The organism is Paenibacillus sp. TC-CSREp1 (assembly GCF_050171015.1).
Lineage (GTDB): Bacteria > Bacillota > Bacilli > Paenibacillales > Paenibacillaceae > Paenibacillus > Paenibacillus silvae.
Window position 1 is genome coordinate 133011 of the sequence record NZ_JBNOKM010000013.1, and the last position, 12712, is coordinate 145722.

The 12712-nt window shown below is 42.1% G+C and carries 8 protein-coding genes; 2 read left to right on the forward strand and 6 right to left on the reverse strand.

Annotation, left to right across the window (positions count from 1 at the left end):
• Nucleotides 1-37: 37 nt before the first annotated feature.
• From ACQSGY_RS20455 to ACQSGY_RS20480, 6 genes are all read right to left on the reverse strand, one after another.
• Complete coding sequence (locus ACQSGY_RS20455) at nucleotides 38-3844, reverse strand: DUF4073 domain-containing protein (protein ID WP_427180306.1); 3807 nt, start codon at nucleotides 3842-3844, stop codon at nucleotides 38-40.
• A 298-nt stretch (nucleotides 3845-4142) separates the two neighbouring features.
• On the reverse strand, nucleotides 4143-5342 hold the full coding sequence (locus ACQSGY_RS20460) for an MFS transporter (RefSeq protein WP_427180453.1): 1200 nt from the start codon (nucleotides 5340-5342) through the stop codon (nucleotides 4143-4145).
• A 265-nt stretch (nucleotides 5343-5607) separates the two neighbouring features.
• A complete protein-coding gene (locus ACQSGY_RS20465; protein WP_427180309.1) occupies nucleotides 5608-6645 on the reverse strand; it encodes an ROK family protein in 1038 nt (345 codons plus the stop codon).
• A gap of 558 nt (nucleotides 6646-7203) precedes the next feature.
• The gene (locus ACQSGY_RS20470) at nucleotides 7204-7473 is read right to left on the reverse strand and encodes a hypothetical protein (protein ID WP_427180312.1); all 270 of its coding nucleotides are present in this window, start codon (nucleotides 7471-7473) and stop codon (nucleotides 7204-7206) included.
• 112 nt (nucleotides 7474-7585) lie between these two features.
• Nucleotides 7586-8896, reverse strand: a complete 1311-nt coding sequence (locus tag ACQSGY_RS20475; protein WP_427180314.1) for a reverse transcriptase domain-containing protein — start codon at nucleotides 8894-8896, stop codon at nucleotides 7586-7588.
• A gap of 427 nt (nucleotides 8897-9323) precedes the next feature.
• Nucleotides 9324-10196, reverse strand: a complete 873-nt coding sequence (locus tag ACQSGY_RS20480) for a hypothetical protein (RefSeq protein ID WP_427180315.1) — start codon at nucleotides 10194-10196, stop codon at nucleotides 9324-9326.
• 236 nt (nucleotides 10197-10432) lie between these two features.
• Here ACQSGY_RS20480 and ACQSGY_RS20485 point away from each other — a divergent pair, with 236 nt between their 5' ends.
• Both ACQSGY_RS20485 and ACQSGY_RS20490 read left to right on the forward strand, forming a co-directional pair.
• Nucleotides 10433-11044, forward strand: a complete 612-nt coding sequence (locus ACQSGY_RS20485) for a TetR/AcrR family transcriptional regulator (protein ID WP_427180317.1) — start codon at nucleotides 10433-10435, stop codon at nucleotides 11042-11044.
• 281 nt (nucleotides 11045-11325) lie between these two features.
• Nucleotides 11326-12648, forward strand: a complete 1323-nt coding sequence (locus ACQSGY_RS20490; RefSeq protein ID WP_427180320.1) for an amidohydrolase family protein — start codon at nucleotides 11326-11328, stop codon at nucleotides 12646-12648.
• Nucleotides 12649-12712: the final 64 nt, after the last annotated feature.

Here is a 12712-nt window from a genome sequence, read left to right on the forward strand (position 1 = left end):
TCATCACGAAGTACGTTCTCGGGATAACATTACTTTTTCAGAAAGTAAATGTCTCAATTGCTCCCGCCTGAAAAGGATGTTGAGCCGCTTCACGTACTCGAACTGAATCCCCCGTTTCGAACGAAACGGTTTGGTCGACGAGCAATGGAGTCCATTCTCCATCATTCTTTGAGTATTCCATTGTCGGCAAAGAGGTCCGTATTGATTGGTTCAGACTCGTAACATGAACTTCGGATGTGAATGGAAAGCTTTTTGCTGGTGCAGCCTCCAGATATTGACTACTTTTCTCACGAAGAAGAACCGTGAGATCCCCGGGAAATTGTTGTGGGTTCTCTTCGCTGTACGTAGTCCACGTCCTGCCATCATCCACTGAATATTCCATTGCAGAGGACATTTCTGAGGCAAAGAACATATTGTCGGCATCATTGTGACTAACAAACATTTTCACATTATCTACAAAATCAACTGTTTTCACCTTACCCGCAGGAACTTGATTGTCCGGATCAGCTTTCACACGTACTCGTACGTATATATCCCCTGGGAAAACAGGTGGATTGGCTTCATCATACGTGATCCAGGACTTTTCTCCATCAAGTGAAAATTCCATGCTTGCATTGGCTCCGACCAACATGTTTAGTTTATCATCCGCTTCGACCTCTGGTTGCTCAGGAGCAGAAGGCAGCGTATCTTTGATCGCAATAGAGATCGATGCTGTATAAGCTCCATCTTGCAGCACAGCTTGAATCAGCAAATGAGTTGCTCCTTCAGGAATGGACGTCCCTTGGGGCAGCGTATAGCTGTTTCCGTCTGACTTATCCAATGTCTTGATTGCATCCAGGCTTCCCCCCGTATTTCCCCACATCAGCTGATAGGAAACGACTGCAGTGTCATCTGTGCCTGGTGTCCAATTAATTTCCCCTCCAATCGTTCCTGCAGCTTTATCTGTATCAACAAAAGAAAGAGATAGGGGCATAGAGGACGATTTGGTGTAGGCCAACTCGTAAGCATGACGAATTTGTTCAATGCTTATAAATTTGTTTTCCGGTAAGAGACTGCGCTCACTTAGGATCATTTTAGCAACTTCGGTTCGAGCTGTTTGGTTCATACTGCTGTATTGCGCTGCATCAATATGGAGTGTATCCGCATACCTTATCAGATAAGATTCCGTGATGGCGTTCGTTCCGGCATAATTGAAGTTATGGATCACACCAGCTTCGGTATTGGACGGTGCAGGGTACTGCTGGTTTGTCGTCTCAATAATCTGTTTAACATCACTGAATGTGCTGTACTGGCCAGCTTTTTCTGCCAAAGCCTTCTGATAATGCTGTCCGTTAAATTCAATCAAACCCAGTTCCTTTCTCAATTCAGAAGGGTAGGCTCCAAGGATATGTAGGACATCTTCACCCTTGGTTGGATCGATTCGATTGCCCGTTTCGATGGATAATTGCTTCGTAATCAACGAGACAACATTTGGCCCCGAGTAACTGCCATGTCCCCCGAACGAACGGGAACCACTTCCATTTGAATCTTTAATAGTCAACGCATTTTTAACATAAGTCCAATCGAAAGAATAAGACGTCCCGTCTCCCAATGTTACCGGGTCAAAATTCACATTAAGAATAGGCATTTCCGGAATGGTTAGATCCCAATGGATCGATTTGATCTCAATAAATCCATATCCATAGTTTCGCAGGCGACCCTCTTTAAAGATCGCAGCCGGGTTAGTAGTTGTTGTTGCTGGAGGTGTGAGTACACCCGTAAACTGAATTCTAATCTGGCTCAGGTTCGATTTATCGTATGGAAGGACATCGCTGTCATTGGCACGATAATTCATAATCGAATGAATAAACATAGGCTGCGTTTCCTGACCTGTCTCTCCATTTTTGAAAATGGTATAGATATGGTAGGTTTTGGATGGCTCAAGTCCTTCTACTTTGTACGTCACAGGTTGATTCGCTGTCACCGAAAACATGCCATGGGTTGAAGGCAAGTTATCAGGAAGTGATCCATTCTTCACTTGTTCCGCTGTAGGACGTACACGATCATCGGCACGAACAGCCATGTAATAAACTGTACCTGATTTATTTGTGGTCATCAGACCAACAGCTGAATTTTCTGTACGGTCCTGATAACTCTTGTACGTATACGGATACCATGATGTCGGATCTGGATTCGCAGGAGTTGATGGTGTACCCGGATTGGAAGGTGTCCCTCCTCCTGAATTCCCTGTACTGCCTCCACTGCCTCCACTGCCTCCACTAGCGGAAGAATCACTTCCTCCAGAGCTTGGCTGTACAAATGTCGGATTGCTTACACCGTTAATCGTAGCGATTTGCGTTTTAACCTTATCGTAGTTTGCAATGACTTTTTCGGGTGATACTCCCTCTGGCAGAACCAAGCGTTGAATGGAAGCATTCGTTGGAATCGATACTTGGCTGGCACGATCCTTAATCGTTACAGTCCCTATCGTTCCTGTACCTTGCAGCGCAATGGTTCCTGTACCTTTAATGGTGAGTGATTCTATACGCCCCGTTCCAGAGATGCTTGTTTCCTTACTACCTGCGGTAATCTCCAAGTTACGGATGTGCGCATATAATGAAGCGTTGTGAACTCCTTCTCCTACCGTTACAGTATCATATGTGATGGATTCATCTCCCCACAACCCCGCAAGCTTGGAGTCAATATGAACCTCTTTAATGACCGTTTTGTTCAAGGATTCAACCCGAACATCTTCCTTGCTGATATTCATTTGCTGAAGTGACGATTGGTCGAATACAACCGTGTTGTCATCTCCACCCTTTACATAAGTTGTTCCTTTAACTGTAACTTTCTCCGCATAAAAATCATTCTCAAGTTCCTTTGAAATTTCCAGATCACCGCTAATATCGAGGTTCCTGATCGTTATGTAGTCTGCTGCAGCTCTTACGTTACCCGCTATAACCGCTTGTCCACCATCGAGTACGACGTTCCCTGAGAACTCTTTTTTCCCTGCCTCTGCTGCCAGACCTGGCGCAACCAGTTTGAGCTCTAACACCTTGGTGATCTGCTCATCTACCGTTTCCATTCGGACTCCGGCATTCGCAAGTGCAGCTGCATTTTTAGCCTCAAATAACGGTTTTAATGCTTCCGTTACCCCATATTGCTTATTTCCAATCGTAACTGTACCGTTTTCTACTTTCTGGATGGTTTGCAGATGACTGCTTGCCACCGTGGAATCGATTCGTACTAGAATAGCAGCTAGTTCTTGTCGGAGCACTGGCTGCTGAGGATAAAAGCTGCCGTTATTGCCTGTCATCAGACCGGACGAGACAACAGATGTTACCGATTTTTTAGCCCACGTTGATATTTGCTCATTGTCTTTAATCTTCGTTAGCTCTTCAACCTGATCTTGCATTGGATCTGCTTGGGTTGCTCTAGCCAATATGGAAGCTAATTCTTCCCGTGTAACGACAGCTTGGGGACGAAACATGCCGCTCGGATCTCCATTCATCCATCCGGCTTTTTGCACTGCCTCAATAGCACTTGCACTCCATGAACCGGGAGTAACATCCGAAAACTTAGAAGTTGCATGATTACTCAGTTCAAGACCCATAAGTTTGGCAAGTGAAACGGCTGCCTCTTGACGAGTAACCTGCTGTAGCGGATGAAAGTATCCTTTGGGGTCTCCGTTAATGAAATTTCTCTCTTGAGCTTCAAGTATAAGTGCCTGTGCCCAAGGCGAAGCCTGTTCAGCATCTTTAAACGGAATAGACGATGCTGCCGATACGTTGGATTGCATGGCTGCGCATAGCGTAAGAACTATCGATGCTATAGCTGCTGCGCCCATTTTTTTTGAAATCTCCATAAAACCTCCTATGAATTGTTACGTCTTTTCTCCTGCTTTTTGTATAATATTGAACCAAAAGACCTATTCATCATAATATGTAACTCGGCTTATAACAATATATAATTTCCAAAATGTTCAACTTCATAATATAAAATAGACTATTTAGCACATTTTCTGATGTGCCGATTAATGTAACCATTGATACTTCGCTTTCGGTCAATTTGCACAATTCAAGTTTGTCTTCTTCGTCAAAAAACTCCTTCCCCCAAAAGGATGAGAGAAAGAGTCCACAATGGATTTTTTGATGACATAGAAACTATATCAGTTCCTGCCTTTTTTTCAAATACACATACAGCACCACGCCGGAAGCCGCACAGATTAACGCACACAACCCAATGAATCCATACCCGGCTTGAAGGCCGCGCAGCAGACCGAGCTGAGTGGTGGCACCGTACATGCTTTTCACACCTTCAATGACCCAGCCAATCACATAGTTGCCGATGACACTGCCTACCCCCATGAGCGTCACCGTAAACGTAATCGCCGTATCACTGCCGTTCGGATATCTGCGGGCGATAAACGCCATCACCGTTGGATAGATCATCGCAATACCTGCACCCGATATCGCAAAGAAGATAGCCAGACTCTCCCCACCTGCAAGCGCGACAAACGTACATACCGCCGAAAAACCAGAGAACAAGATCAATGAAAGCACAAATCCGATGCGATCCGTCAACGGCCCTAGCAGCAAACGGCCCAGCGAGAACGTTAGGAAGAATGCCGATAATAGACCAGAGGCTTTGACCGTGTCCCATGTGTATGCTTTCTCCAGGAAGTTAACAAGCCAACCCCCAACCGCCAGTTCGGATACCACGCCAAAAGAAAGAATAAGCACCATCAGCCACAGGGCCGGATCACGTGTTAACGTCTTGAGTGAGGTTCGATCTTCATGGGCAAGATCATCCCCGGGGAACGTACTGCGCAGTGCCGCAATGATCGGCAACAGGCAGAGCGACAACATGACCAGATACATACCGCGCCAGTCCAGCTGATACCCAAATACCGTGAGCGACATGACCCCTGTCGCCAGCAACGGCGCCACCGTTGAACTCAGCCCATAGAAGAAATGGGACAGGTTCATCATCGTACCTGTATTTTTCACAAAAATACGCGCCCCGAGAATCGCCAGCGCAATCTCCAGCATCCCGTTGCCGATGTACATGAAGAAATACGATGACGCAAAGAGCGGATACGTATGCGTTACATAGATGAACACGCCCGACAGAATCATCGAAGCAAACGAAATGATGCTGACCGCCTTGATGCCCCATTTGCGAACCAGTATAGCCGTGAACGAGCAGGCAATCAGGTATCCCAGTGCGTTCAAGGACAACAACGTCCCAAGCTGTTTCTCATCCAGATTGAAGTCAAATTGAATGCGCGGAATCGCCGGGCCTTTAATATTTTCCGAGATGCCAAATACGATAAATCCTAGAAAGATGGTTGCCAGCTGCATGGCGTACAGCTTGTTGAACTTTCGTTTGTTGCCTTGTGTACTTGCTTGCTGATTCAAAATAAGTTCCCCCATTGTGTCCAGAAAAATGGTTACACGTTGTACCTCCGATTGCAGTGCCATCTTCCGCCCGCTGTTATCCCTGTATTTTTTTGAATTACTTTCTAACGGTAAAAATACAGTGATAAAGGCGTTCTCCAGATTGGCTCTGCCCTCTCCGCTCTCGTGTAAAAAATTTTGCTTAACTTCACTTCATAATAAGTCGTTCCTACCATTGCTTCTCAATTACCTGAATACGGTAGGTCAGGCTTTCCAGCGTTACGGCTACCAGTCCGGTAACATATTCGCGCCGGGTATCGCGGCGAATCATTAGCTGAGGCATATGTTCCTGTGGAATGTGGTGATTCAGACAGCCTTGGATCAGGCCATTCCTCATCGCGGGGTCCATCGTGTCACCCGTCACTACAATGGCCGCCGGGTTGATGATAGCAATGATGGAGACCAGTGTCTGTACGACGAGTTCCTGCAATCCTTCTTTCGTTTTCAACATGCGCAGCTGCTCTTCCCGTGACACGCCAAAGGGTAAAAAAGACACCTCGCCCCCAAATTGCGTATTCCCGGTAAGCGGCCGACCATCGATAATAAAACCTGCTCCCGGAAAATGGTTTTCAGGGAACGTTACCACCGCAAAGTTCTTCTCTTCCTCAAATTGCTGCTCATTGTACAGCCCATACACCGTCAGATTCATATCGTTGCCAATGACCACTTCGATGTCTTCGTATTGCTCTTTGAGTCTTAACCCTAGGGGCTGATTAGCCAACTCCGGTACGTCACAGATACCGATCACACCATTGTGCGCCACCCCTGGTATTCCGATTCCGATGGCCTGCACATTGTGATGTTGCTCGATCAGTTCAGCAACTAGTTCCTCCACCACCGTGACATTAATTTCATCCAAAAAAAGAGTCTGTTCGTCTACCATCTCTCCGTTCAGGTTGGCATATGTATGTGTAATCGAGTGAATGCCGCCTTCCGTACGAATAATCAGACATAGCACACTCGCATAGTCCGCGTTGAACTGATATCGACTCGCGGGTCTGCCCCCGCTTGATTCATCCGGGCCCAGACCAATGATCTCCCCTGTCTGGAGCAGTTCATTCAGAATCGTGCCGCATGTTGCCACGCTGAGTTTGGTCAGGTTTGCGATGGAAGCCTTCGTGCCTACGCCCATCGACCGGAGTGTGTTTTTTACAATTTCAACGTTAATGCGTTTGACCTGTTGGGTGTTGTGGGATGTGGGTAACATCGCTTGTTGTGTGCCTCCTTTCGTTTGTATGTATATGGGTGATCACGTATTCGAGAAAAATATTGGAGGTGAGTTTTTAAAAGTGTTTTAATAATTGAAGTTTAGGGGGAACGGTGTGGAAAGTCAATGCTTATTACGAACAAGATTGAGCTAACAAGAAAGAAGAAATAGCCGGGACCTTGTTTTATATTTCACATAATTGTTACTAAATGATAAAATTAAACATAAGTGTCAAGGAGGTGGATTTATATGAGTTGGTTCTATTGGCCGGAATTTATCATTTTAACTATATGTCTTATCGTAGTCTTATTCGGAATCTACTATGTATTTCGTAAGGTGTCAGGGCTCTCAAAAAGAATATCTAACTTGGAAAATAAAATGAATACAATAAAGAAAAATGATTAGTTAATACTCAGGTTTGCGATGGAAGTCTCTCTGCCTACGTCCATTGAAATGCATGCTTATATGGGGGAATGCTTTGGGATCGCTTATAAAGATTAAAAGGACAGTCAAGCTCATCCCTAGAATGATCCTGTACTATCCCTTTCGTTCATACGGTTATGTAGACTGGCTCATGTGATGGGCCAAGATGCTCTTCTCCAGCCTGACTTCAAATAATTTGCGGTTCAAATCCTGTTCCATCCCGTGAAGGTGATATGCCGCCTGTTTCACCGTATCCATATGCATCACCCCTGCCCGCTTCGCGATAATGTCCATGGCATCCAGGATGAGTTTGTTACACGTGACCAGTTGATCGACGTAATCATCTTCTTGCTTTACGAGTTGTGCGTAATGCGAAGCCAGATCTTCGCCGTGGGTACTTGTCATGTCACCACTCCTTTTAAAGAGAGGGTAACATACGTATTAGAAAAGTGTGGTACGCAAAGACGTATCACTAAGTAATTATAGATCGAATACCTATTACTCTAGATATCACTTATTATCTTAGCTTGTTTATTTTTTTTCTTATTTTTTGCATGTGTCTCCTCTTTACTGTTCCTATTTTTCTCTCACTAGTAAAGATTTTTTCTGCTCTTTTTACATATGATATGAAATTTCCTCTTTCCTTCTCAGATCCTTTAATAGAATATATTAAATATAAGTTTTTAAAACTCACTCTATTCCCCTTTTTGGTTACACCATCGTTAGCAATGATATTATTCAACTTCTTATACATTCTATAATAATATTTAGAAATAGTCTTATCTTTCAAAGCAACATTATTTCCATCAAAAGAAAAGCCTAAATAATTCATAATATTGCTTCCATTCATAACATTATCTAATACTTTTTCATTAGAGCTTATCAATTTACCTTTATCATATTCAAAGATTTGTGTTTTGTCTGGTTCTAAGTCAACATTAGGAGTGTTATTGATAATCGCATTAATAAATTGAAATTTCTTCTGAAATTTATTCAAATCTTCTTTAGGCAGTATAACTATAAAATCGTCACTGTATCTCATGTATAATCCATTATTTTTCTTCACAAACTCATTAATTGATTTATCAAATTCTAACATGTATATATTTGAAAGGACTGCGCTTATTGCCGAACCCTGTGGTATTCCAAAATCATTTGAATTTGATTCTGCATATTCTTTGACTAACTTTTTAAATTCTTGCGGTGGGACAGCATACTCTAATTTATTGAAGGTTTTTACATCATTTTTTAATCCGTTTAGTTCCAGGAGGATTTTAAGATCCCACTTTGAGTACCTTGTTATATTCTTAAAAACTGCGTAATAATCTTTTGGTAAACGCTCTTCTCCCAATAAATTACACAGCATTTTCTTTAAATATAGATGATCTAAGCTGTCAAAAAATTTGGTGAAATCACCGATAATTATATAACATTCATTTTGGTCTTTAATGAAATCAATAGCTCTCTTAGCAAAGTGGATATTATTATTTTTATGCATGTTGTTTCTATACGCTATTGCCGCATCATCGATATTATCCGACTTTACTCTTGCATTGTATAACTGATTTAATTTAAATCCGTAATATTGATATATGTATCGATCTCTGTGTCCAGAGTAATAAATTTCACGATTCTTTTTTACCTTACCTTTCTTTTTATTAAATTTATGGAAAGTGATCGTATAATGTATAAAAGGATAAAACCCATGTTTCGCGACCTTTTTGGGATTGTTGATATAGCTCCAAACCCTATCTAAAGAAATCTTAGAGTCGAAATGGGCGTAGTTTCTTCTGTGCTTATTTTTTTCCTTCCATTTCTGAAGTTCCATTTAATTCCTCCTTTAAAAGCGTAATACCTGCCAACACGGGGGGTAGTATCCCTTAGCTGGCAGGTATAGCTTGAAAACTTGTATTTAGTTGCGATAATGAAATGAGTGCACGCTAAATCCAACTACCCAAATTTCCCGAATTAGCAACTATGTTATAATAGTTAAGGAGGGATGTTCAGTGACCATGATTGTACTCTGGTTAATTACATTCATGATTACCGACCAGCTATCAACTGAGAACAGTTTCTTATTACACTTTCAAGAATTGTTCATAAACAGATTGACAACAATCTCCGACCTTCATATCTAAAATATGAAGTAAATAAATTATAGCATATTTTGATATATTTTCAAGCTATATGTTGGAATTTGTCAATCAAAAAATTCTAAACATATGTAGCAATCAAGGACTCTAGTTTTACATAAACTAGAAATAGTCATCAATATTACTTAAGTTATAGTATTCTTTGGTTAACCTTGATCTTATCGTTGATGCAGATAGGTTATTTTGTATAATTTCTCTTTCAAATGATTCAAGCCATCCAATTTTCATTCTCTTTGAAAATATTACAAATAAAAATTGAATCAATAAAGTAATTAAGACTAATATGAATCCATACAAGTTAAGCTTAAGGTCTAGATCAGTAAGATTATCCATTAAAAAGTTATACAAAAAAGGAACTATCGATAAAAATAATAAGAAAAATTTCCATTTCGAATATTTCTTAGCTTCTGTATTTCCTAATTGATCATCATTTATTTTTATTTCCTCAGTGTTCAATGATACATCTTCTTGCTCGAATCCTATTAGTTTTCCCCAGATGTTTGGTAGCCATTTAGATGAAGAATATACTATACCGAACAGATTCCAAAAATTCCTATAAATGAATGGACTCAAAACAACTATATAGATTGGGTACATAAAAGTTACAGCCACATTCAAAATAAAACTTATAAAAACTAAGAGAAATTCAAAATCTCTCAGAATTACTTGACTGTTAGCCATATTTCCACTTTCAGATAATTTTCTAAAAACCCCGATTTTCGTTTGTCTAAATCTTGAATTAAAAATATCAAACAAAGCAATAGCTAAATTTAAAAAAAGTACATAACTAAGAATTGTATATGACAGGTTTGCTCTCATTAAATTTATTCCTGGAAACAGAAAATAACTTAATGTTGCGATAGTTACAAAAAGAACCCAATTACTGAGCCCCATTGAAGTTATTTTTTGTCGTTCTCTATCTTGTAGTTTCCCTACATGATCTAACATTTCCTTTTGCGTAAAATACTCTCTCATCGTTTCCCCCTCTATGTTAATCACCATGCGATGTGTTAATTAAAAATTTTGATTCTGGACTAGGTTTGTTACTACATTTTTGTACGTCTTCTTCTAAGCATAATAAAATACATATCGGCGAAGAATTTGAGAAAATTTAGTCTTCACACCAAATCCATCTCCCCCATTTGACACCCCCTCCAAAAAGGTCTATCCTAATAACGAATCATTCATTCACTTTTAAGGAGTCGTTCCCGATGGTGCAGGCCAAGAAAGACGAAGTCAGGAAAGAGATTGAATACGCGGCGCTTAAGGTCTTTTTTGAGAAGGGTTATGCGGATGCCAAGATGAATGATATTGCGAATGAGATCAATATATCGGTCGGCAATATCTATACCTATTTCAAGAATAAGAAGGAGCTTTTTTACGCCGTGGTTCCGCCGGATTTGGTGGAATATCTGAAAAAGGTACTGGTGGAGACGATTCATTTTGATAACCAGAGCGCGTTTGAGAAAACGAATAGCGAGCAGCGATCCGTCCTCATGCAGGAGCAGGTAGATGTGCTACGGAAGTATAGGAATCAGATCATCATCATCTTTGAAAAGAATAAAGGAACCATCTACACCAACGCCAAGAACGAGCTGGTCGAGCTGATGATCGACACGAAGAAAGCCTATCTCAAAAATCGATACAAACACTATGAGATCGGCACCGAGGAGAACCTGATTCTGCTGAACATTCTGGCACATAACGTCATCGACATGAATCTGGACTTATTGAAACGAGACATGAGTGAGGACAGCCGCAAGCAAATCTTTGACGCGTTGTATATATACCGACTTTACGGCATGAAAAGCTTGAACGAATAAGGAATACTGCTGGATCACTACAAAGCAAAATTCCACTTTTACCATAGATCACTACGCGTCGCACAGCGTGCAGATCAGTTGTACTTTCCCCTGGTTTGCACGCAAAAAAATAAGCACAGGCAAGTCCATCTATTTTTTTAACCCAAAAATGAATTATTAATTCATTTTTAGACTACAAGAATACTTTGCATAGAGAAACCAAATAGTACAGAACCGCATCACTCAACTGATTCAGCATGTAACATCATGCAACACCACCTACACCCAAGGAGGAACATATTATGAACACCGCTTACGCTTTGAAAAACGTGCATCTGATCCACGGCGACGCCAGCCGTAATCTGCAGCCCAACATGACGATTCTCATCAACGAACAAGGACTTATCGAGAATATCGCCCCAGATCAGGAGCTGAATATCCCTAGTCACTACACAACAATCGACCTTACCGGAAAATATGTGATGCCTGGGCTGATTAACGCACATGTGCATCTATTTGCCGATGGCAAACCGCTCACCCTCTCCGTCAGTGAAGGATTGCTGGATTTTGCCTATCATCGGGTTCTGAATACCCGATTCGGTCGAAATATTTTGAAGAAACGCATGAAACGTAACGCACTTACCGCACTTCATGCGGGTGTGACAACGATGCGCAGTGTGGGCGAATTCTTTTATACCGATGTGCAGCTGCGGGATGAGATTAACCGCGGGGAGTGGGTCGGTCCGAATCTGCTTGTTTCGGGATTTTTCCTGAGTGTGACGGGTGGACATGGTGCTCCTTACTTGGCACTGGTGGGTGACTCGCCTTGGGAAATGCGCAAAAATACACGGATTAATGTGAAGAACGGTGTGGACTGGATCAAAATCTGTGTGACGGGCGGTGTAACGGATGCCAAAATGGTTGGCGAAGCTGGGCGTCTGCAAATGACGGTGGACGAGGTCGCAGCGGTCTGCGATGAAGCGCACAAGATCGGGATGAAGGTTGCCGCGCATGTGGAGAGCACGGAAGGTGTGCGCGTTGCGCTTCAAGGGGGTGTGGATACAATTGAGCATGGGGCTGAGATGGATGACGAGATTATTCATTTGTATAAAAATAACCCCAAGGCCCTTCACGGTTACACCGCAGTGATCCCTACCCTGCAAGCCGCTTATCCATCCGCTTCGCTCGATCCAAGTGTGACCAAGTTAAGTGCTACTGTCAAAGAAAACGCCAGACTGGTCTACGACTCCATGCTCAAAGGAGTGCAACAGGCCATAGACAACGGCATTACTATTGGAATCGGAAACGATGCGGCCATGTCCTACGTGAGTCACTACGATTTGTGGAGAGAGATGGATCATTATATGAAACAGACCAAACTGACTAATAAAGATGTCATCGACATGGTCACTCGCAACAATGCTAAAATTCTCGGGATCGACGAAGTGACAGGTACGTTGGATATCGGCAAACATGCCGACTTGATTGTACTGGATTATAATCCGCTAGAACAAATCGAAGCTTTATCCAACATGTCAATGGTTATGGTCAAAGGCAATCTGATCCAGAACCCATCCGTCACACACATCAATGAGGTAGATGAGGTTCTTAACGCGGTGTGGTGAGGTCAGCATTAATTAGTAAGAAGAATTAAGTCAGAGTCAGAGTTAGAGTAGAATCGGTAAAAAT